A 23,146-nucleotide genomic window follows, 5' to 3' on the forward strand; every position below is an offset into this window, starting at 1 on the left:
TCTGTCCCACTCTTAATTTAACCTAGTCCACTCGCACCACTCAAATAGCACACTTGCACCACTCAACCAGCTTAAAAACACCCACTAAAGCATAATAATAAATCGCATATTTGCTATTGCGGCCGTTCCGTACAAAGTGATAAATTTGCAGAGTGATGAGTGCTTCATCACTTCTAGTATTTGAGAGGTCTCAGCATGCTCTGTAACTGGCAAAGTGCTACCTTAAGTCGCTATACCCAAGCATTTGTTGAACCCATACAGCTTGGCTCTTTAAAACATAACCAGCGCCAAGGTCTTTACCTCGAAATTCGCTTTCGTGATGGCCGCTTGGGACGCGGAGAAATAGCCCCACTACCCGGATTTAGCGAAGAAACATTAGCGCAAGCAGAGCAGCAAATTACCGACTACTTACAAGGGCATGTTCAGCGTAAGTTGTATCCAAGTGTTGCCTTTGGTATTGACTGCGCGATGGCAGGGTTACCACCAACTACTCCCATTGTTTCTGGCTACCCACTACTTAATGGCGACTTCGCTCACTGCCAACAAATACTGGACTCTCAATCCGGTAATCTAGCCAAGTTAAAAGTGGCTCGTCAATCCCCCAAACAAGATCTCGAACTGATTCAGCAACTACAGCACAGCTATCCTGATTTACAGCTACGTTTAGATGCAAACCGCGGCTGGATATGGAACCAAGCGATTTTTGTTTTAGAGAATATCGATCTCAGCCGCATCGACTATATTGAAGAACCGCTAATGAATAGCCAACAGTGTGAGCTGTTAGCCCAGCGCACAGGCGTAGGCATTGGCTTAGATGAAACCTTACAAGACAGTAGCTACCGCTATCATTACTTCGAAGGTTTGCGCTGCTTAGTCATTAAACCCAGTTTATTAGGCCCTTGGCGAACTTGTTCCAGCATTATCGACCAAGCACAAGCGAACCAAGTAAGTTGTGTGCTTAGCTCAGCTTACGAAAGCGAATTTGGTTTACAGTGGATCAACGCCATGGCCAAACAATATACTCCAGAGCAAGCACCGGGTTTAGATACGCTAAAGGCATTTAGTGAGCAAGCGACTCAAATTGAGTTAATCGGCGAGTTTCAACATCACAGCTAATGTGAGCTTCACCTGCGTTTTAAGTGAAACTAAAGCTTTCACTTAAATCCCTTTGTGAAAAATGACAATATCTTTATTTTCAGCAGCTTATTATAAAAATTTTAAACCTTCTTCCTCCGCTCTCTTATTAATTTTATTATCAAATTAATAAAATATAAGTAAAAGTGTGACTCAACTATAGTGCCAACTTTTAGTAATTCTTAAAAAGCTGCACCTTTGAGAAAACGTTTTCTTGAAACCCATCACAGAGTGACACTTAATGTGAATAAACATTATAGCTGTATGAAAAAGCATCATTGGTGAGTGTATCTTATAAGCCTAATCTGGTTCACGAGGAATGAGTTTTTGGGATTACCTCTACACCCTACAATTAGCTAAAAAATATAAAACAAGCTATAAAGCAAGGAGCCAAAACATGAAAAAACTGACCACTCTATTGTGCGCAGTCGCGTTAGCCGTTTCCGCCCCAGTATTTGCCAAAACCGTTAAAATTGGTATGGCCATCGATGATCTTCGCTTAGAGCGCTGGCAAAAAGACCGAGACTTTTTTGTTGAGAAAGCCGAGGAACTTGGTGCCAAAGTATATGTTCAATCGTCCAACAGTAATGAAACCGCCCAGATCTCTCAGATTGAGAACATGATTTCTCGTGGCGTAGACGTATTAGTCATTATTCCCTACAACGGCAAAGTATTGTCTAACGTGATTGCGGAAGCTAAATCTGAAGGTATTCGGGTATTAGCCTACGATCGCTTGATTAACAATGCCGATATCGATTTCTACTTGTCTTTCGACAATGAAAAAGTGGGCGAGCTACAAGCTCAAGCACTGATTGAGCGTAAAGCCGACGGAAACTTCTTCCTAATGGGCGGCTCACCGGTTGATAACAACGCTAAGTTATTCCGCCAAGGGCAGATGAACATACTGCAACCACTCATCGACAAAGGTGATATTAAAGTGGTGGGTGACCAATGGGTTGATGGTTGGTTAGCCGAGAATGCCCTAAAAATCATGGAAAATGCCTTAACTGCTAACGATAACAACATCGACGTAGTTGTTGCCTCTAACGACTCTACTGCAGGTGGTGCGATTCAAGCATTAGACGCTCAAGGTCTAGCTGGTAAGGTGCATATTTCTGGTCAAGACGCCGATTTAGCCGCTAGCCGCCGCGTGGTAGCTGGAACCCAAACCATGACCATTTACAAGCCAATTAAACTGCTCGCCACTACAGCAGCAGAGCTGGCAGTGCAAATGGGCAACGGCCAAATGCCAGAGTCGAACTCTAGCTTAAACAACGGTACTAAAGATGTACCTTCTTACCTACTTACGCCAATTCCTGTAGATAAGTCGAATATTGATCAAACAGTAATTGCCGACGGCTTCCATAGCAAAGCAGACGTATATCAATAACCAACAAGCACTATTCACTACGCAGTAAAAAAGGGTGGGGCCAACGCCTCGCCCTTTTTATTAGGAGTTAAGATGAGCCAAAGCAGCTTATTGATGATGTCTGACATCGTTAAAAAATTCTCCGGAGTGATTGCGCTTAATGGGGTTAATTTCAATTTAGAACGTGGCGAAGTTGTCTCGCTTTGCGGCGAGAACGGCTCTGGGAAGTCCACCTTAATGAAGGTGCTAACCGGCGTTCACCCCCATGGTAGTTACGAAGGACAAATCATTTATAAAGGCGAGCCGCTTGTTTCGCGCAATATTCGCGATAGCGAGGCAAAAGGCATTGCCATCATTCACCAAGAGCTAACGCTAGTTAAAGAGCTTTCTATTCTAGAAAACATTTTTCTTGGTGCCGAAATCACCAGTTACGGCGTACTGGACCACAGTGCGATGTTTAAGCAAACCGAAGACTTGCTTAAACGGGTAAAACTTGATGTTTCGCCCGACACACTTATTCGGGAATTAGGGGTTGGCCAACAACAACTGGTAGAAATTGCCAAGGCCTTATCTAAAAAAGCCGAAGTATTAGTGCTAGATGAACCAAGCGCGCCACTAACTGAATCCGAAACACGGGTACTGTTAGACATTGTTAAACAGCTACGCAGTGAAGGTGTGAGCTGTGTTTACATCTCCCACAAGCTCACCGAAGTGAAAGAAATTTCTGACCGAATCTGCATCATTCGCGATGGTGAACACATTGGAACTCAAGATGCTAAACACATGTCTACCGACGACATTATTAGCATGATGGTAGGCCGTGAGCTTAAACAGCTATTTCCCCGTGAAGAACACCCTATTGGCGATGCGATCCTCAAAGTTGGGCCGGTTAATGCCCAATTGAGCAAGTCGTCCAATCTTAAACAAGTTGACCAAGTAAGTTTTAGTCTGCGTAAGGGTGAGATTTTGGGCGTAGCTGGCTTGGTGGGTTCGGGCCGTACCGAACTTATGCAATGTTTATTTGGTTCTTACGAAGGCATTTATCAATGCCCTGTGGAGCTAGATGGAAAACCGATAAAAATTCGCCACAATCGCGATGCTTTGAATCACGGCATTGCCATGGTGCCAGAAGATCGTAAACGCCATGGCATTGTGCCAATTATGGGAGTGGGTCAAAACATTACCCTAGCCGGTTTAAACATGTTTAGTGGCTTAGGCCAAACCGTCAATGAATCTGCTGAACAAGCAGCCATAGAACAATCCATTCAACGCCTTAAGGTAAAAACAGCATCCCCAGAGTTGGCCATAAAAAGCCTCAGCGGAGGCAACCAACAAAAAGCTATTTTAGCCAAATTTTTATTATTACAACCGCGTATTTTGATCCTTGATGAACCCACAAGAGGCATCGATGTAGGGGCAAAATATGAAATTTATAAGTTGATGTATCAATTGGTTAAACAAGGGATCAGCATCATTATGGTGTCCTCCGAATTGCCGGAAGTATTAGGCATTAGTGACCGAGTATTAGTGATGCATGAAGGTAAATTGAAAGGCCTTCTAGACAATCAAAACCTGAGCCAAGAAATGGTGATGGACTGCGCGTTGGCCGAGGAGTAACAAACATGTCTAGTCAAGAAACAACTATCAGTGACACCAATACGAAGGTGGGCTTGATGAACAATTTAAAGAAAATGAAGTTACAAGTATTGGTGATGTTTGCAGCTATCGCGGTAATTATGCTGTTTTTCTACTTCGCCACCGAGGGCAGTTATCTTACCCCACGTAATATTTCTAACTTACTACGCCAAACCGCCATTACCGGCATACTTGCTATTGGCATGGTGTTTGTGATCATCTCGGCAGAGATTGATTTATCGGTTGGCTCGATGATGGGCCTATTAGGCGGCGCCGCAGCCATTATGGATGTGTGGTGGCAATTGCCTTTGCCGCTCACCATTGTGCTTACTTTAAGTGCTGGTTTTTTACTTGGCCTGTGGAATGGTTGGTGGGTAGCCTACCGCAAAGTACCATCGTTTATTGTTACGCTAGCCGGCTTACTGGCCTTTAGGGGGATTTTAATCGGCATTACTGGCGGTAGCACGGTTGCTCCAACAACCCCAGATATGGGCATTATTGGCCAAAGCTACTTACCAGACATGTTCTCACTAATCACCACTGTAGGTGCGTTAGCTGTCTTCTTTGCTTGGCAAGGCAAACTGCGTAAAACTCGCTCAGAGCACAAACTAAGCAATAACCCCGTCACTGGCGATATATTCAAGTTTGGCCTGATTGCCATCTTTGCCCTAGGCACAGTATTACTATTAAACGACTACCGCGGTGTTCCCACTCCCGTATTGTTGCTGGTTGTGCTGATGTTTGCCGCTGCCTTTATGGCCAAGAAAACCGCCTTTGGTCGCCGTATTTACGCCATTGGTGGCAATCTTGAAGCCAGCCGTTTATCTGGTATCAATGTTGAGCGCACCAAGCTATCAGTATTTGCCATTAATGGCTTATTGGTAGGCGTGGCGGGCTTAATTTTGGCTTCACGTTTAGGCGCGGGTTCTCCATCTGCTGGTAACATTGCCGAGTTAGACGCCATTGCGGCATGTGTGATTGGAGGCACCAGTTTGGCTGGCGGCGTAGGCACAGTATTTGGCGCAGTAATGGGCGCGTTTATTATGGCCAGTTTAGACAACGGCATGAGCATGATGGATGTACCAACATATTGGCAATCCATCATCAAAGGTAGCATCTTGCTATTGGCGGTTTGGATGGATGTAGCCAGTAAGAAGCGCGCTTAAACTGATAATTTACCTAATAAAAGCCAGCCCTAGCCTACAAAGCATAAGGCTGGCTTAGCTAACAATCTTGGCTAAACTTAAACATTATTAACTAGCCAAAATCTCTATGAGCACCGAACCACTTCACGGCGACTATCAGCTGTACCTACTCGACAACTTGCTAATAGCCAGCGCTCAAGGAGCGTGGAATCAAGCGGTTAGTGAACACTTTGCTGAGGACTTTAAACGTATTGGACAATCACTAGCGGCGCCATGGGCACATTTAGTATTGTTAGAACAATGGGAATTAGCCGTGCCGGAAGCAGAGCTAGCAATCAGTGAACTGCAGCAATGGTGCATTCAAACGGGAATGAGCCACGTGGCGCAAGTATTTAGTTTTTCACCACTCAAACAATACCAACTCCAGCGGATGCTACCTGCTGAACAACACTATACTAAACAGGTATTTCTTGAAGTATCTAGCGCGACTCAATGGCTAAGCCAACAAGGCTTTAAGGCAGCCAAAAGCTTCGAGCTAACAAACAATAAACCCAGTATGATTCAGCGTCATTTTGATAAGGTGGCTTAGCCTATTGCCGAAGGTACATCTAAGGCGTAGTAGCTAAATTGGTTGCGCCCTTTAGACTTAGCTTGATACATCGCCGCATCGGCATTTCGTACCAATAGTTCTGGATCATTGCCATCCGCAGGATACATGCTAATCCCTACGCTGGCGTAAACTGGCTGAATATGCACCCCTAAGCTTACTTCCTGGGCTAAACGACGCAGCACAGTATTCACTACATCATTGGCTTCTTCGGGCTCGGAAATTGACTCTAGAGCCAGCATAAATTCATCACCGGCAAAGCGTGCCACCGAATCGCCAGAACGGATTGAGTCTCGCAATACTGTTGCAACCTGCTTTAACAAGAGATCGCCAGCTTCATGGCCCAAATTGTCGTTAACCTGCTTAAAGTTATCCAAATCGATAAACACCACAGCTAGGCTATTTTGTTCGGTTTGAGCGCGGTGAATCGAGCCTCGTAGCTGCTCCAAAAACAAACTGCGGTTAGGCAAACCCGTTAAGCTATCGTGGCTAGCCATATGGCGCAGGTTAATCTCATTGTCTTTAAGCTCAACAATTTGCTTATTAATTTGCCGCGACATGGCTTTAAAGGTATTGGCCAATAAACCAATCTCATCTTTACGCTCGCTAGGTAAAAGCTGGGCAGCAGGCAATTTACCTTTAGAAAAAGAGTTTACCGCTATCATCATATTGCGAATAGGCTGGGACAAAACCTTAGCAAATAACAGGGAAGTAAGTAGCCCAACTAAACTCAGCGCTAAACAAACCTTAATCATCGACCCGGCTAACGAGTCCATAATATGGCTGAGACTAGGCAGTGGACTGGCTAAACCAAGCACCGCCATTTTTGGGCTAGATTTAGGTCCATAAAACAAGGGAGTGAAAGACACCGCTCGCTCATATTTGTAGACCGCGGAGGGGTCTAGCACAAAGGTTCTTGGCTGCAGATCATTAAACAGTACTTCCATCTGAGGGAAGTCACGTTGCATTAGATAGCGATGGCCAAAATGAAAACCAAACTGTTTATCAGGATTAGGATTAACTAAATAGTCACCTTTTTGGTTGGCTAAATAAATCGCCACACCTTCGGGCAAATCGGCCTGCATTTGGCTAAACAGACTTTCCAAACCCACATTCACCACCACCAAACCACGGGCTTTACCCTCAACATATACTGGCGAAGCAATTTTTAAGGTAGGTTGATGCTGGCCCAGCTCGACACCTTTTTCATTGTGAATATCCACATCTGACAAATAGCTCTCGCCAGCATTTAAACGTAAGGTGCGAAAAACATAAGGATAATGCGCTTTTTCTTCCAAGCTTGCGGCGGGAATAGCTATCAAGCCATCACTTAGTCTATCGACTCGAATCAACTCTCGGCCAAAATTGTCAGCACCAATAAAGCGCACTTGGAAATAAGAAGGATTTAAACTTAACTTTTGCTTAAAAATATCTTTTAGCTGCTCGGAAAGTACCAGCTTATTGTCAGCCTCGAAGTAACCGGCCGTTTGCGGAATAGAACTTAAAAACAATACATCTTTGGTAATTTCATCAATGCTACTGCTAAATTCTCGGGTAAGAATTTGAGTGGTTGTGGCTAACTCTCGCTCGGCACTTTCGGCTAACAACCCGCGGCTTTCATGATAACTAACCGCGGCGGTAACCACCGACGCCAAAATGCCAAAGCCGGCAAACCAAAGACCAAAACGAAGAGAAATGGAGTTGATCATGGCAGGCTCATCATCTGCAAGGTTTTGCCGCTAAGAATATTTTCCCAAAATTCACTGCGGCGTTGATGGTCTTCCACTTCTTCGAGCCAAATGATCTTGTCTTCAGGTAGCGAGCGAGTGTCTTGCACAATGGTATTCGCTAAGCCTTGGCGCTCGGTTAACAACTGGCTAACCCAAGGCTCTAAGGTGAAATCAATCCACTTATGGGCTAAGTCTTGGTTTTTTACACCACTCGACATTGCCCAGCAATCTAACCAAGCCAAGGCACCCTCTTGCGGGATAACATATCCAATGTCTGCGCCGGCATCTTGCAACTGTTTGAGCTGCTGAGCTCCATAGTTAGCAAACACTAACGCTACCGACTCTTGATTATAAAACTCTGAGGCTTCTTCCGGAGAGCTATAAAAGGTTAATACATTACGTCTTAAAGCCAACAGCTGCTCGGTGCTTAGTTTAAGCTGCTGGTTTGTTTGCTGAAAAGGATTCTCTACACCTAGAACCATGCCCGCTAATGTGTAGTTATGGGCACTGCCATTGTACGCAAGAATCTTCCCCTGAAACTGAGGATCCCACAATACATTCCAGCTAATAGGCGGCTGTTCAAAATAGTTTTTATTGTAGATTAAGCCCATTTCAGAATAGGTATAGGGGATTGCGTATACCTGCTCATCACGGGTAACCCCGGGGATATCCTGTAAGGATGTAAAACGAGGCAGTTGTTTGGCCATGTTGCCAATGGCTTGTGGATTTAACGGGGTAGCCAATTTGGCATCAATGTAGCGCTGTAACTCGGCAGTGTTAACCGCAAATAGATCGTAGTTAGCGCCTTGTTTATGGCCCATTCTCAGCCACATTTCATCATCATTGGTTATGTAGCTAACTTTAACTTTAACCTTATAACGCTTTTCAAATGCCGCCACCATATCTGCATCGGCATAACCCGGCCAAGCCAAAACACGTAAATCCACCGGCTCAGCAGCAGAAGCGCTGTTAAACCCAGTAAAAACCAATAAAACGATAAATAGAAGTCGCAACATTCCTTGTTCCCTAATGCCCTAGGTTCCTTGTTAACCATCCAGATAACTTATTAACAAGACCAATAAGTATACGATCCTTGTTTTATTTGTGAATAGAAAACTTATGCACCATCACACATAGATGAAACAAATCAAGCGGTGGTCATTAGATCCTGCTATTTGGACTCGAGTGCTCGACCTAATGTTTCAAAGTACAGCAAAACACGGCTACCAATTTGCGACAAATGCTGATCATCGGGATAGGCTCCCTGTTTGGCTAACTCAGTTTGTTTGGTTCCACTAACTAAATAGCTGTTTTTAATATCGTTACGACTTTGAATCCATGCTTCAAACGCTCGCGCCATCATTTCTGTAGGTAAGCTAAAATAGCGTTGCCCCAGCTGTTTATCTAAAGCGACTGACCGGCTTACATAGGGATGTAGATTTTGCCCTTGCTCACTTAAAAACACCGCAGCAAACACCTGGTCAAGCAGCTGATTTAAGGGATGGGGATATTGTTTCTCATCGGCTAACCAACGCGTAGATGCAAACTCGTTGCGCCCGGCCGGCTGGCAAAACAACTTTCCAGCCATATAGTGATCAAATGCGTGCCACCACTCATGAGCTAATGCCCCGGCACCAGCATTTTTAGCAAGCGCGAGGGTTTGACTTGCCGGCGCATAGTGAGCCTGCACATTAGTTTGCCCACCTGTACCAAAAGCCAAACTTAAGCTCCCTCTTAAACCTAAGGCAACTGGAGGTAGATTAAGCAAAAACGCCAGATCGGCTAAGGCATCAAAGATTAGCTCTGCGGCGCGTTGTTTCTCTTGTTTATTAACCCAAGCGCCAATCGCTAAACCAGCAAAGCCAAAAGTGCTCTTTATGTCAGCGAAGTCCACACTATCACCATGGCGATAATCTGGACCACGCCGATAGAATTGGCGATTTAGCCCTACACCTGTGCTTTCATTTGCATGCATTTATTGGCCAACACCACATAGTTAAAGCTAAACAGCTTGAGCTTTAGGGTTTTCCCCATAAGCATTGGCTGCACTTTCGCTGTCAGACAAAAAGAAAAATAACAGCACTAATACGCCAATAATTGGCAGGAATAATATAAACAGCCACCAACCACTGCGCCCGGTATCATGCAACCTGCGCACCGCTACCGCAATGGAAGGCAACAGCACCGCCAAGGCGTAAATGCTGCCCAATACCCCTAAGCCAGATTCAAGATTAACGGTCCCGGTAACTTGGTCAATAAAACTTAATATCACTCCGATGATGCTGTTGATAAGCACAAACATCCAATATTCTTTGCGTCGAGCGCGCCCATTAAACACCAGATATTTTTTAAGAACCGCTATATACCAACTCATCTTATTACTCCTGTGAACTTGAGATTCATTTGCAGCATAGTGCCGCGCTCAAAGCGTACTTAGATGCACCGCGCCATCGGCAAAATCGATAAAGTGTTTAATGCTAGGCAAGGCATCATCTTGATGGTGAGTAACATACACTAGCTGACTAAGATTGTGTTTAGCCACTAACTCTAAGGCTTTTAACACCGTATTACGCTGTAAAAAATCTAAGCCTTGGCAGGGCTCGTCCAGCAATAACAGTTGCGGCCCTTTCACCAAGGCGCGAGCAATAATCAACAAACGCTGTTGCCCATAAGACAAACTTTTAAAGTAGTGCTTTTCTAAGTTAGCCAGACCAAATAGTTGTAGCCATAAACGTGCTTGTTCAAGCTCAAGTTCACTGGCTTGTTGATAAACACCAATAGAGTCGTACAGACCCGACAGCACCACTTCAAGGGCACTACAGTTGACCCGATATTGTAAATGTAAGGCCGCCGAGACCATGCCAATATGCTGCTTAACTTGCCAAATACTCTCACCACTGCCACGGCGAAATCCCATAACCTCTATTTGATTACTGTAACACTGTGGGTGGTCACCAAAAATCAGATTCAACAAGGTGCTTTTTCCACAACCATTGGGGCCACGAACTTGCCAGTGCTCGCCGTAGTGTATTTGCCAATTTAAGCCACTAAACAATGTTTCACCGGCATAACTCACCGAACCTTGGGTGATAGAGAACAGTTGCGAAGCTGGCTCAGTTTGTTGAAACTCACGCAGAGCCTGCACAATAGCCAAGGATTGTTGCTCAGCTTGCTGTTCCATTTGCTGGCGCTCGGGATGCTGTAACCACTGCTCAATGGTGAGTTGCTGACTTAGGCCTTGTTCATCAAGCACCGCTACGTGACTAATTGACGCCGGCAACTCGTCATCACGTGAGCTAATGATCAATAGCTGACACTCTTTGGCTAGTTGTTCAAGCAGGGCGAGTAATTGCTGTTGGTGGCGGAGATCTAAGCCGGCAAAGGGTTCGTCTAAAATCAACAATTGTGGTTGCTTAATCAGCGCTAAAGCCAGCATCAAGCGACGCGTTTCGCCAGTTGATAACAAACGAAAGCCGCGCTTAAGTAAATGTGTTAAATCGCACTGCTGGCTCACTCGCTCAAGTAAACGCGGCTCGGAACAGTCAGCTTCAAGCAACTCAAGTACTGTGTGCCCGCTATCGATTTGATCGGTGAACTCACTGTCATCGTCAGCGAGTTCGCGCTCAAGCAAAGCCTGTTGCTGCTCTAAAGAGACTAAAGCTATGCGCTGTGGTTGTTGGCTTAAGGTGGCCCGCTCGGCTGCTAAGTCTCCCACCAACCAAGCGCCCAACAAAGATTTACCGCTACCACTATGGCCAAAGATCGCCCAGTGCTCGCCAGCTTTTAACTCCCAGCGTTTTATCGCTAGCTGATGCTGACCAGCCAGTAAGTGTAAATCTTCAATAATCATTCAGCGCAACCATCCGAAAGTCTTACATTTATTGGTAACTATTCTCGCTTAGACTGGAGCATTAATACACTGTATTGGGTTAATCAATTTGCTGAACTAGACTAAATCTAACGGAGATTGAATTATTTATCGCAATACACAGGTCTGTTAGTACAGATAAAAAGCAAAAGGAAGTGCCGTCACTGTGACTGAACAAACAAATACCAAGCCCTCTTCGCCTTACGTATCCCCCGGTATGCCGGCCCTAGATATGAACGGAAAAACCACTTCTTTCTTTGAATTTTGGCCAACTTGGGCAGTGTATATTCCAGTGGTATTTCAATGGATAGCCTTAGGCATTCGCCATCGCTCATTCACTTTACCGCTATTGGCAAACCCCAAACTCCCTTTAGCCGGCATGGTCGGTGTAGGCAAAAGCGAACTGCTGGCTCAAGCTACCGGGTCATGCGACGATGCAGTCCTTGCCTGGATGAAGGTCAATCGCACCGGCGCACCATTGGCGCGTCAAGTCGAAGACTTATTAGAGCAAATGCAACAGCGTGGCCTCGAGTTTCCAGTTGTAGGCAAGCCCGATATTGGCTGCCGTGGTGCGGGAGTAAAGTTGCTGCATAACCGCCAAGAGCTGCAAGATTGCCTAGAAAACTATCCACTCAATGCAGCCATGTTGATTCAAAAACTGGCCAGTTACGAAGCCGAGGCAGGCGTGTTCTTTGTACGCCACCCCGACCAGCCACAAGGTGAGATTATTTCTTTAGCATTAAAGTACACGCCTTATGTAGTGGGTGATGGCCAATCCACCTTAAAGCAGCTGATTCAAGCTGCCCCTCGCGCTAGCGAACTGCAACACCTGTATTTAAGTCGTCATCACGACAAACTAGACAGCATAATCGATGAAGGCCAACCCTATAAATTGGTGTTTTCGGCCAGTCATTGTCGCGGCGCTATTTTTCGCGATGCCAATGATTTAATCACTCCAGAATTAAACCAAGCGATTAACCAAATGATGGCCGATTTGCCCGAGTTCTATTACGGACGAATGGACATTAAATTCGCCGACATCACCCACTTACAACAAGGAACCAATCTGGAGATTGTCGAAATTAATAGCGCTAGCTCTGAATCGCTGCATATTTGGGATCGTAAAACTCCCTTTCGCGAAGCAATGCGCTCGTTATTATTTCAATACAAAACCTTATTTGAGCTAGGTGCTGCCAATCGCAAACGTGGTTATCGACCACCTAAATTTAAAGAGCTGCTAGTACGCTGGAAACATGAGCGTGAACTCACTGCTTGTTATCCAGAAACGGATTAAGGAGTAATCCATGCAGGAAAAAAATAATCCATTTAGGCTGAATATGCGTCCACAGTGGTTCGCGAGAGTGATAGAAAAGATCTTGGGCTTAAGCACTTTGGCCAAACACTATGATGCTGCCCCTAACTTTGTAAATGACAGCCAAACAGCACAAAAGTTTTTGCGCCATACCATGCACCGCTTAGATTTCTCGTTACTAGCCAACAATCCAGAAGCACTTAAAAATGTGCCGCAAGAAGGCCCGCTACTGATTGTGGCTAACCATCCTTTAGGCGGCTTAGAAGGCGTAGCAATGAGCGAACTATTGCTACAAGTTCGCCCCGACTTAAAAGTGCTCACAAATGAACTGTTAGCCAATATAGAAGAGTTTCAAGATCTGTTTATTGGCGTAGACGTGCTCTCTGAGCAAGCCGCCAAGAAAAATGCTCGCGGCATTCGCATGTCTTGCCAGCACTTATCTAAGGGTGGAGCATTAATGATTTACCCCGCGGGCATGGTGTCAGCCATCAATACTGAAACGGGTCAAATAGAAGATCGCCAATGGAACAATTTGGTTGGACGTTTAGCCAAACGTTATAAGGCTCACGTATTACCTTGTTTTGTTACTGGGCGTAATTCCAAATTGTTTTATCTCGCCGGTTTATTGCATCGCCGCCTACGTACTGCCCTTCTGCCAAGAGAGCTAATAAACAAACGTGGTCGTGAATTTACCATGCAAATTGGCGAAATTATTGCACCTAAAGATTATCAAGACTTAAGTGATGAACAAGCCGTTACCGATTACTTGCGGGTAGCGACTGACTTACTGAGTTTACCTAACAATAAAAAAGCTAAAGCTGCGCCCAAGCACCCGCCGCTGCACTTAGTTGAATGTTTGCCTAATGGCCGCCAAGAACTACGTAAGCAGTTAGATACTTTAGAAGACTGCATATTAGTCAGCCACCGTAACTTTAGTGTGTATTGCGCCCCCTACCCACGCTTAGGGCCGATTATGGATGAGATAGCCTTGGCACGGGAAGTCACCTTCAGAGCTGCCGGAGAGGGTACTGGCAAACACTTAGACAGCGACCAGTTCGACCCTCACTATTTGCACTTATTTGTTTGGGATAACGACGCCCATTGCTTGGTAGGAGGTTACCGCCTTGGTCATGCCAACGAAATTGTTGAGCAACACGGCATCAATGCTCTGTATAGCCGCTCACTTTACGATTTCGACCAAGCCTATTTAAAACGCATGGGCGACTGTTTAGAAATGGGCCGCTCCTTTGTGGTGCCTAAATACCAGCGCCATCCTCGAGCGCTCGATTTACTGTGGCAAGGCATTGGTCACTACGTGGCAGAAAACCCGCAGTATCACACCTTATTTGGTTGTGTGAGTATTTCCCAAGAGCATTCCGAGCTGGCTCAAGCGTTTATCTCAGATTCGATGATTTCGGCTTTTCGTGCTGAACAGCGCTACCTAAACGATGTTAAGCCTATTGTGCCCTTGAAGGTGAAAGGCAAAGTATGGTCGAGCAAGGTACTCGCGTCGCTTAGCAACATTGCCATTCTTAATAAACTGGTGGGTCAATGCGAGCCAGGTAAATCGATCCCCATTTTGCTGCGTCATTACCTAGCGCTTAATGGCCGCTTTGTCTGTTTTTCGGTGAACAACAGCTTCAATCAGTCGCTAGATGGGCTAATTATTGTTGATTTAAGAAAAACCCCTGAGAAATATTTACGTCGTTACCTCGGTCAAACTGGTAGTGAACGCTTTTTAAATAAATGGAGAAACAATGAAGCAGCTGCGTGACGCTACCGTAGAAGCACTTCAGCAAGTGCAACAATTAGTAGAAGCGAGTGATGGAGCACTCTACAACCAGCCCTCTGTTCACAGTGAATCTGGCATTGGTCGCCATGTACGACACATTCTAGATCACTTCTTAGCCCTACAACATGGTTTGGATAAAGGCAGTATTGATTACAATTCACGCCACCGAGATAGCGATATAGAAAACGATCCAAGCCTAGCCTTACAACTGATTAATCAGCTGTGTAACTGGTTCCTTCACCCACAATCCAGCATTGATGAACGCCCGATTAAGGTGGAGTCAGAGATTTCGTTAAAGCAGCAACAGAGCATGCAGTTTGATAGCAGTTTAAGCCGCGAATTATGCTATCTAATTAACCATACCGTGCACCATGTTGCTTATGCCAAATTAGTGGCAAAAGAGCTGGGCTTATCGGTAGACAATAACATGGGCATCGCACCTAGCACTGCGAGCTACCTACGCCAACAAGGCAACTAAATGTGTACTGTTAGTGTATTGCGCCTTGGCCAGCAAACCGTAATTACCATGAACCGCGATGAAGCCCGTCATCGCCATGAAGCAGGCATAAAGCAACAACGTAATGGTGATACGGTGTTGGTTTACCCCGTTGATGGGCAAGCTGGTGGTACCTGGTTTGGCTTTAACAATCATGGGGTTGTATTAGCGCTATTAAATCGTTACCAAGATCCACAGCATGCAGGTGCGCCCACTCGTGGACAAATTATTCCCCAAGCCTTGGCGTTAGGCAGCAGCCAACACCTTGAGCAACATTTAGCCAAGCAAGATTATCAGCACTTCAACCCTTTTGATTTATTAATGATATCAGCCAATGATTGCCAGCACTTTTCTTGGAGTGGCAAACAGCTTAGCCATCATCATCTTAGCGACAAGGCCATTCAGCTCAGTTCATCGGCCTTAAATACCCAACAAGTATTGGCTAGCCGAAAACGCCGTTTCCAACAATGGCTAGAGCATAAACCTAGCTCTGCCGAACAAGTACTTAGCGATATTCACCTGCAGCAATGCCAAGAGAACCGCAGCCACTCAGTGCTTATGGACAGAGATGAAGCCCACAGCAAAAGCATTTGCCAAGTGCGCCTAAGTGCCCAAGATAGCGAATTTGATTACTACCCAGAAGCTAGCCTACAAGCGTGGCGACAGCAACTTAGCCACGCTACTCAGCCCTTAGACGCCGGCTTACTAGAGAAACAACAACGCCAACTTTCCATCATCCGTTCTGATTTAATCGACGAGGTAACCCTATGAAAAAGCTAATACTCGCCTTACTGTTTGTCTCCGGATACAGCTTTGCTGCAGATCCTATCTACACCTCTTGGTTTAATAACCTAGCCATCAAAGGTTACGATAGCGTGGCTTATTTTACTGAAAACAAACCAGTAGAAGGCAAAGAGAGTTTTGAATATGAATGGCAAGGCGCTACGTGGCGGTTTAGCAGTGCAGAAAACCTAGCTATGTTTAAAGCCGAGCCAGAAAAGTTTGCGCCACAATATGGTGGATACTGCGCCTATGCGGTAGCCAAAGGCAAAACAGCCAGCATTGAACCAGAGCAGTTCACCGTGCTTGATGGCAAGCTTTACTTAAACTATAACGCCAGCGTGCAGCAAAAATGGACGGCTAATCGCGATGATTTCATTGTTAGTGCCGACAAAAACTGGCCAGCAGTGCTTAATGATTAATAACTACCGCAAGCTAGTTAACCGGCTTAGCCCTTGGCAAATCGCCTTACTGGCAGCCTTGGTTTATGGCGTTTGGGCTGCCTTTGTGAATAGCGAACACGGTAACCAAGTTGCTTTAAAAGCAGGCTTGGTTCAGGGCAGTTATGCTTTTGTATCAACCTGGTTAATTAGCTTTATTGCTAAATCAATGCTGACTTATTGGGGCTATAGCCAAGGAGTGCGTTGGTCGGCGATGTCGGTATCTTGGTTAGTGATGCTGGCGATTCCTGTCTTGTTACATACTTGGCAGCAAACACCCGATTTATTAGAAGCCATTCTGCCTGGCCTCGCTATTGGTAGCCTCTACCTTTGGAGCTATTGCCAACAACTACAAGAGCCTGCTTAACCAAACAACTTTCTCTTGTAGTTTCAGGGCTAATGGCTCTCTTTGCCTAAGTGCTCAGCATGCTGCTCATTGGTAGGCTGCACAGCGCTTAAATAAGCATAATCAATCTTATCTTGCTCTTCTTTGGCGCGACGTCGTTGTATTTGATATTGCTGCAAGCGCTTCACTTTAGTGTTTTGTGGATTGGTCCAAGCAACATAGACCAGTAAACCTAGGCTCATCATACTGGCCGCGCTAAACAAAGCCGCTATCGAAGACTCCACCAAGCTGGTTGCAAAGATCATATTTAGGATATGCACGACTGCAATCCCGGTAAGTAACAAGCGGCCATGTAAACTGTCGTGCAGCAAGGAATAACTAGCCAGCAAGCTAAGAAACAGCAGCACTAAGGCAAACTCAAACCGTAAAGGAAAGATCCACACTCGCTGGATGATATGATTATCAGAAAAGCCGCCACTAAAGGCGGTCGCCAAAAATGCCAATAAAGCACAAGCAACATAGGCACTTATCGCCAGTTTAAGCATTCTTGTATGGCTCATGTTCAAGTCCTCAATCCTTGTTAGCCATGTTTATATTATAAAACATAATTACCGACTTACTGACAAATGAACAATTAAGAATGAAGCTGGCGCAAATTATCTGGCTATTCTGTGACCTCAGCTGCGAATACCAGCAGCAACTCTGCAGCAAGCGCGGTAGAGCATAGCGCCATGCCAGCTAATACAACAATACCTAAATACTCAGGGTCTGTTGATCTTTGCTGATGGTTTTTGCAGCAATTTATTAGCCATTTAGGCAAGGCAGTGAGTGTGCGGTTAAGTGGGCTTAATAATCACTCGCTAACGCTGAATAAATGGCTAAGAAATACTGCCCGAAGGGTTCGGATAAGCGAACTTTACTCTTTGTTAAGCACTTTTTGCTTAGCCCACTAGGCTTATAAGTGCTCGCCGCGATTAAAGCCCGCTTATCTCGAACAAAATTTTAGCACCAAAGATCAACAGGCCCTAGTGAGAACAATGCTTAAAGCCAGAACGTTGAGTATGCCTTGGTTCATGGTATTTCTCCCTGCAAGCGGTCAGTACAATCACCATTGTGGAGAAAACAACCACCAATAAATGCGACCCACTTCACCGCTTTGTTGGGAGAAATTAAGATCCTCTGTAACTTTGATTAGGAACAAACCAGAGCTCGGTAACTGCCAGAAAAGCTTATATTTTTGAACTAACGCAGTACTTAAACATCCAGATCTAACACTGCTTGATTACGCCCCTGATGTTTTGCCTTATACAAACAGCTATCGGCAAGTTCTAACAGCTTGGTAGGGTCAATAACATCATCAGGTTCAATCAAAATGCCACCTACACTAATTGTTAATACCGCGCTTACTTGCGAATCCGCATGCTCAATTTGTAAGTTGGCAACTTCTTTAACCACTTGCTCAGCCATTTTGGGCAGATCTTGTTGATTAGCATCAGAGACTAAAATGGCAAACTCTTCACCGCCGACACGCGCTACACAATCTTCACTTCGCTTTACCACTTCTGTTAGGGCTTTAGCCACCAGCTTTAAAGCTTCGTCACCTTGCACATGTCCGTAGTGGTCGTTGTAAGCTTTAAAATAATCGATGTCGGCCATTAGCACTGCCAACTGGGTTTTGTGCCTTCTGGCACTGGTTACAGCACGGTTTAATTCTCGCTTAAACGGCCTACGGTTAACTAAACCGGTTAACTCGTCGGTTTCGGCTAATACCTGCAAGCGCTCATTTACCTGAAGTAACTCATTTTGCAGACGGTTCATCGCCTGATCGTTTTTTTCGTTAATTAACAGACCACTAATGGCAGCGGCAAATTGACTTAACAATACTACTTGGTAATCGTCCCAAATCGCGCAATAACTCAAGCTCACACAATTAAGTAAACCAAAGGCCTTATTGCCATCACTTAAGGGAATACCTACAAAGGACTTTATCCCGTATTGCTTGAGTAGCTGATATTCGGCGGGAGCATGCCGTTTAAGCTTTTCCACATCACTCACTACTATTGGCGCTACACTCACCAAACGCCGCTTTAGCTCACTAAGTTGGCTTAAGTCCACCGGCTCTATAGGCGCTAAATGCCCTGGCACACTCCATACATCGCGATAAATCGCTTGCTGGCGCTCAAACTCCAATACCACCACCCGCTCTATCGGGAACAAACTGCCTATGGCTGAGGTAGCTCGCTGTAGCAATGCCTTTGAATTGCTAGATGTTTGATTTAAAAAAGACAGGGAGATCTCGGATAGCAATTGATTGGCTTCAGTTTGCCAATTAAGCACCGAGGTGCGTTGTTCCACGGTTTCTTCTAACACCTGCCGGTGCTGGTGCAACTGTTGCTCGGCTTCTAAACGGGCATCTAAGCCGCGTTGCAAACGTTGTTGTAGCTGTTGCATCGAGCTGGCCACTAATCCAATTTCATCATTACGTTTTAGTAGCTTACTGGGTAACTGAACAATCTGTTGTTCTTCGGTAAATATCTGGTCGGCGGCCTCGGCTAAACGCCGTAAGTCGCCAGTCACAATCCGCCCTACAAGCAGTAAAATAATCAAACTCATTAAAAAGGTTTTTAAGCCATTAGTTAGCAATATAACTAAGGCTTGGGCTTTTATATCTTGCTTGATCAAGGATAAGTCTAGGCCAACCGTAAGTTTGCCCAGCGCAGTGCCTTGGTGGTCGAGTGAATAAACATAAAATTTCTGGCTTAAGTCAGCTTCACCAACACCCGAAGCCATGCCTTCATCGGTTGAGAAATTTACCGACGACACATATTGCTGCTGCACAAAACCTTGCAGCAAATCATCCAGCAGCTGGTAATCAATTTCCCATACTGCTCGCTCAATCGCGCTCAAGTTTGCTTGGTTATATTCATCAACCCATTGCTCAGCATTTTTAACTGCGCCAGAAAAATTGAAAGCCAGTTGCACAGCCACAGATAACAAAGCAAACAGGGTACTGGCGCTTACAATTAATATGACCAAGCGTTTGGCAATGGGAGTGCGAAGTTTAAAAGCCCCTTTCATAACAACCTACTGAGCAAACTGAAAACTAAGCGGATTGCCGGCTTCTAGCAGCATGTTCTCAAACATTACTGCATCCCATTTCTTCTGTTTTACTTTTTCAAAGGCCTCAGTCCCTGGCTGCAACATTACAAACAAGGGAGCATTCACTTTACTTGGCAGTGTTTGCCCTTGAATATGTCGATGAATCAAACTTAGTCCCCAACCCGCCGCGGTAAAGTGGCCACCCGCCAAGGCGCTAATTTCACCTTGTTCACGCAACAACAAGGCTTGTTGAGAGGTATTTACGGTGCCAACAATCACATCCCTACCTGGTTGCTTTCCTAATTCTTTAATCGCTTTAATACTGCCAAAAGCCATGTGATCGTTAGCTGTCCACAGGTATTTCAAATCGGGGTAGCGTTTCAGCAAAACTTTAGTTTGTTGGTAGCTACGCTGTTCATCCCAATGGCCATAAATAACCTGCTTTAAGTCAATACCGGCTTGGTGTTGAAAAAAATCGACAGCGCCAGCTGTGCGCTCTACTGAAGCAGGAGTGGTTTTATCTCCCGAGATAATTACCGCTTCACCAGTCACTTGTTCGGCATTTAAGTACATGGATTGGGCCGTTTGATAACCCGCCCACAAATTATTAGGCACGATGCAAGACAGCAAGTAATTTTGCCAATGAGGATTATTATTACGAAGCTGTTGCTGTTCAGCACTCACATCATTAAGCAACACCAATACATAAACCGATTGCCCTTCTAGCAGGCTAAGCATACGAGGCAAGGCTTGCTTCTCGTTCACCAGCATGAGGTAATCGGGCAGCTGCTGATTGTTGATCATCCATTCGATGTGCTTAATCATTGAGTAATGATTACGCTCTCCGTGAAAAGTACGGTAATCAAGCGCTAAACGCTTAGCGGCAGCATTAGCAAACATATCTACATCTTGCCAAAAGCTTTCTTCAGCTTTACCGGGGTTTATAAAAACCACCGACGCTTTTCCCCAAGCTAAAGGGCAAATAAACAACAGAAGTAGTAGGATCTTCACGTGATAACTACCAACGCGACTTAATTTCACTTACTTAAAACTATAAACCACCCGCCAGATTTAGCGCGTCTAGTTAGCTAAAAAAGCCGCTTAAGTGAAAATAAAACTAAAAAAGCGCCAACTAGGCGCTTTTTTCATAAATACTACAGCTAATTCAACTAGCTAATTACTGGATTCAAACCGTAAGCCACCTTTGCAAATGGCTAGCGTCATGGCCGCAAATGGCAGCGCCATTAACAAGGCAAGTTGCTCGGTATTGGCTAAACCACTTACACCTAAGATGCCCACTAAACTTGCAGAACCGGTCATTTGTACAAAGCCCAATAAAGCAGAAGCCGTGCCCGCTTTGTCACCAAAAGGCGCTAAAGCGCTGCCAGTTCCCACTGCAATTAACAGACAAAAACCAATGCTAGAAACAAATACCGGAGCCATAAACGCCAGCGGATGCAATACTTGCTGGCCTAGTACTAAGGCAATGGCCGCGCCTGCCATTAAACTTGCGCCAAGCCATAAGCCTGCTGTTTGCCCGATCTGCTTAATTACTTGAGGAGCCAAAAATGCAGCCACAATGTTAATGGCAGCGTTGCAGCCAAACCATAAGGCATAATCAGCACTAGATAGCTGCATATCCACCATTAAGCGGCCAGCAGACTGCGAAACATAGCCAATAATCATCGCCATCCCCAACATTACCAACAAGGAATAAAAACGAAAGCTGGCTACAGTAATAACCGAATAGTAACGGCTAAAAGAATACAAGCGCCCAGTAAACACGTTAGCTTGAGGTTTAGTTTCTTTTAAACCAAATAGCAGCGCCAAAAATACCACCAGCGCAAATGCCACCATAAACCAAAAGTTTGCTGCCCATGACCACCAATGGGTGAGCACGCCACCTAACAAGGGCGCTAATGCGGGAACAATGCAAATCACACCGTTTAAATAGCTAAATATATTCTTTGAACGCTCGGCACCAAATACATCACGCACCCCGGCAAACGCGGCCACCGACAAACAGCTGGCCGCAATGCCTTGAGCTAAGCGCGCTAGCATTAATAGCTCATAACTACTGGCTATCGCCGCCAAGGCAGAGCTTGCCAAATATAACAGCGCACCTACCAAAGCCACTGGCCTACGGCCATAGCGGTCGGCCAATGGGCCCACTAACAACTGGCCAATACCAAAGGAAAACAAAAACACCGGAATAGTTTGAGCAATCCACGCCACAGGCACATCAAAGGCTTGCGCCATTTGTGGAATAGCGGGTAAAAAGATATCAATCGCTAAGGGTGAGAACAGCACCATTAACATGAATAGGGGTAAAGGCTTCGACATAGCATGCTCCAAAAACAAGGTGGGCATTGTAAGTCCTGCACTTTATGAATCATAATGATAGTTTAGATTCACTCGTAGTCCTCACAGGAATATCATGTCTCAGCAATACGATCTTAATCTACTGCGAGTTTTACTCACCTTGCTTGAAGAACGCAGTGTATCCAAAGCAGCAGATAAGCTATTCCTCACCCAATCGGCAGTGAGTAAGCAATTGGCCAAATTGCGTCAGCAGCTAAACGACCCTTTATTTATCCGCCATGCCAATGGCTTGAGCCCAACGCCAAGAGTACGCAGCTTAGAACCTAAGTTGCGGCAGTGGCTGCAAAGCGCTAATGAAATGATTGAAGCAGAAGGCTTTGAGCCAGCGATTAGCCAACGTAACTTTCGCTGCTGCCTTAATGAAACCTGTTTTGCCACCTTATTACCGCGTTTTTTTGGCAAACTGATGCAACAAGCGCCCGGCCTAAAGCTGGATACTCACCGCCTAGAACCAGGCAGTATCGAAGGCCTGCAAAAAGGGGAATTTGATTTAGCTATTGTGGCTCGCGATAACGACGAACGCGCGCCTAGTCACTTTCAAGTTAAGCAAGTGCCCGCTCAAATTCGTAGCTTTGAGTTATTTAGAGACGACCATGTTTGTTTAGTGAGAAAAGACCACCCAGTGTTAAGCCAGCAATGGGATTTAGACTGCTACATGCAGCAAGCTCACCTAACCTGCGAGTGTGAAGTTGGCGATCGTTGGTTATTGCACTCGGTGCTTGCAGAACAAGGGCTGCATATTGAAAACAGCACCCTTACCGCCGATTTCTTTGCCGCGGCCTTGCTCTGTCAATCTAGCGACTTGGTGTTTACCTGCACCCGCAGCTTTGCCCAGCAAGTGATAAAAACTCACCAACTAGAGTTGCTGCCTCTGCCGATTTACATGGCCCCCTTTAGCTACTTACTCGCTTGGCCACAACACCTAGAAAACGACCCCGCACACAGCTGGCTGCGAGAGCTGATTATCGAGCATTGTCATAACACCAAGCCCTAGTGCCAGTGAATATTCGC

General features: G+C 45.4%; 21 protein-coding genes. 12 read left to right on the forward strand and 9 right to left on the reverse strand.

From position 1 onward, the window contains the following. Nucleotides 1-195 precede the first annotated feature (195 nt). From menC to OAG1_RS20075, 5 genes are all read left to right on the forward strand, one after another. Nucleotides 196-1,116 (forward strand): o-succinylbenzoate synthase, encoded by a 921-nt coding sequence (gene menC, locus OAG1_RS20055; protein ID WP_338622485.1) that lies wholly within the window; start codon nt 196-198, stop codon nt 1,114-1,116. Nucleotides 1,117-1,531: 415 nt separating this feature from the next. Continuing rightward, nucleotides 1,532-2,524: a D-xylose ABC transporter substrate-binding protein gene (gene xylF, locus OAG1_RS20060; RefSeq protein WP_016402013.1), complete on the forward strand. Its 993-nt coding sequence runs from the start codon at nt 1,532-1,534 to the stop codon at nt 2,522-2,524. Nucleotides 2,525-2,596: 72 nt separating this feature from the next. Further along, a complete protein-coding gene (locus OAG1_RS20065) occupies nt 2,597-4,120 on the forward strand; it encodes a xylose ABC transporter ATP-binding protein (RefSeq protein ID WP_152783031.1) in 1,524 nt (507 codons plus the stop codon). 5 nt (nt 4,121-4,125) lie between these two features. Next, a complete protein-coding gene (locus tag OAG1_RS20070) occupies nt 4,126-5,304 on the forward strand; it encodes a sugar ABC transporter permease (protein WP_016403161.1) in 1,179 nt (392 codons plus the stop codon). Nucleotides 5,305-5,410: 106 nt separating this feature from the next. After that, on the forward strand, nt 5,411-5,872 hold the full coding sequence (locus OAG1_RS20075; protein ID WP_338622486.1) for a hypothetical protein: 462 nt from the start codon (nt 5,411-5,413) through the stop codon (nt 5,870-5,872). Here OAG1_RS20075 and OAG1_RS20080 read toward each other — a convergent pair. The 5 genes from OAG1_RS20080 to OAG1_RS20100 form a co-directional block, all read right to left on the reverse strand. Further along, nucleotides 5,869-7,599: a diguanylate cyclase gene (locus OAG1_RS20080; RefSeq protein WP_338622487.1), complete on the reverse strand. Its 1,731-nt coding sequence runs from the start codon at nt 7,597-7,599 to the stop codon at nt 5,869-5,871. The two genes, OAG1_RS20075 and OAG1_RS20080, sit on opposite strands and share 4 nt — an antisense overlap. Continuing rightward, entirely contained in the window at nt 7,596-8,636 is a 1,041-nt protein-coding gene (locus OAG1_RS20085) for an extracellular solute-binding protein (protein ID WP_338622488.1), read from the reverse strand. The genes OAG1_RS20080 and OAG1_RS20085 overlap by 4 nt, the downstream gene beginning before the upstream one ends. A 155-nt stretch (nt 8,637-8,791) precedes the next feature. Further along, nucleotides 8,792-9,595, reverse strand: a complete 804-nt coding sequence (locus tag OAG1_RS20090; RefSeq protein WP_338622489.1) for a CLCA_X family protein — start codon at nt 9,593-9,595, stop codon at nt 8,792-8,794. 27 nt (nt 9,596-9,622) lie between these two features. Then, nucleotides 9,623-9,994, reverse strand: coding sequence for a DUF805 domain-containing protein (locus OAG1_RS20095; protein WP_338622490.1), 372 nt, complete (start codon nt 9,992-9,994; stop codon nt 9,623-9,625). A gap of 48 nt (nt 9,995-10,042) precedes the next feature. Continuing rightward, complete coding sequence (locus tag OAG1_RS20100) at nt 10,043-11,470, reverse strand: ATP-binding cassette domain-containing protein (RefSeq protein WP_338622491.1); 1,428 nt, start codon at nt 11,468-11,470, stop codon at nt 10,043-10,045. Nucleotides 11,471-11,654: 184 nt separating this feature from the next. Here OAG1_RS20100 and OAG1_RS20105 point away from each other — a divergent pair, with 184 nt between their 5' ends. The 6 genes from OAG1_RS20105 to OAG1_RS20130 are packed head-to-tail and all read left to right on the forward strand — an operon-like array spanning nt 11,655 to nt 16,675. Next, on the forward strand, nt 11,655-12,782 hold the full coding sequence (locus tag OAG1_RS20105; protein ID WP_338622492.1) for a D-alanine--D-alanine ligase: 1,128 nt from the start codon (nt 11,655-11,657) through the stop codon (nt 12,780-12,782). Between the two features lie 10 nt (nt 12,783-12,792). Next, entirely contained in the window at nt 12,793-14,574 is a 1,782-nt protein-coding gene (locus OAG1_RS20110) for a GNAT family N-acyltransferase (protein ID WP_338622493.1), read from the forward strand. After that, nucleotides 14,558-15,070: a DinB family protein gene (locus OAG1_RS20115; RefSeq protein WP_016403152.1), complete on the forward strand. Its 513-nt coding sequence runs from the start codon at nt 14,558-14,560 to the stop codon at nt 15,068-15,070. The genes OAG1_RS20110 and OAG1_RS20115 overlap by 17 nt, the downstream gene beginning before the upstream one ends. After that, nucleotides 15,071-15,859 (forward strand): NRDE family protein, encoded by a 789-nt coding sequence (locus tag OAG1_RS20120; RefSeq protein WP_338622494.1) that lies wholly within the window; start codon nt 15,071-15,073, stop codon nt 15,857-15,859. Further along, nucleotides 15,856-16,290, forward strand: coding sequence for a YHS domain-containing (seleno)protein (locus OAG1_RS20125; RefSeq protein ID WP_016403150.1), 435 nt, complete (start codon nt 15,856-15,858; stop codon nt 16,288-16,290). The genes OAG1_RS20120 and OAG1_RS20125 overlap by 4 nt, the downstream gene beginning before the upstream one ends. Beyond that, nucleotides 16,283-16,675 (forward strand): hypothetical protein, encoded by a 393-nt coding sequence (locus OAG1_RS20130; protein ID WP_338622496.1) that lies wholly within the window; start codon nt 16,283-16,285, stop codon nt 16,673-16,675. Before OAG1_RS20125 ends, OAG1_RS20130 begins: the two co-directional genes overlap by 8 nt. Before the next feature lie 29 nt (nt 16,676-16,704). On the opposite strand, the gene OAG1_RS20135 is transcribed toward OAG1_RS20130, so the two are convergent. From OAG1_RS20135 to OAG1_RS20150, 4 genes are all read right to left on the reverse strand, one after another. After that, nucleotides 16,705-17,214 (reverse strand): hypothetical protein, encoded by a 510-nt coding sequence (locus OAG1_RS20135; protein ID WP_338622497.1) that lies wholly within the window; start codon nt 17,212-17,214, stop codon nt 16,705-16,707. Nucleotides 17,215-17,908: 694 nt separating this feature from the next. Then, nucleotides 17,909-19,732, reverse strand: coding sequence for a sensor domain-containing diguanylate cyclase (locus OAG1_RS20140; protein ID WP_338622498.1), 1,824 nt, complete (start codon nt 19,730-19,732; stop codon nt 17,909-17,911). A gap of 6 nt (nt 19,733-19,738) precedes the next feature. Next, entirely contained in the window at nt 19,739-20,794 is a 1,056-nt protein-coding gene (locus tag OAG1_RS20145) for an ABC transporter substrate-binding protein (protein WP_338622499.1), read from the reverse strand. 132 nt (nt 20,795-20,926) lie between these two features. Continuing rightward, nucleotides 20,927-22,096, reverse strand: a complete 1,170-nt coding sequence (locus OAG1_RS20150) for a multidrug effflux MFS transporter (RefSeq protein WP_338622500.1) — start codon at nt 22,094-22,096, stop codon at nt 20,927-20,929. A 94-nt stretch (nt 22,097-22,190) separates the two neighbouring features. Here OAG1_RS20150 and OAG1_RS20155 point away from each other — a divergent pair, with 94 nt between their 5' ends. Continuing rightward, on the forward strand, nt 22,191-23,129 hold the full coding sequence (locus OAG1_RS20155; protein ID WP_152783006.1) for a LysR family transcriptional regulator: 939 nt from the start codon (nt 22,191-22,193) through the stop codon (nt 23,127-23,129). The last annotated feature ends 17 nt before the right edge of the window (nt 23,130-23,146 follow it).

The organism is Agarivorans sp. OAG1, assembly GCF_037076485.1.
GTDB lineage: Bacteria > Pseudomonadota > Gammaproteobacteria > Enterobacterales > Celerinatantimonadaceae > Agarivorans > Agarivorans albus.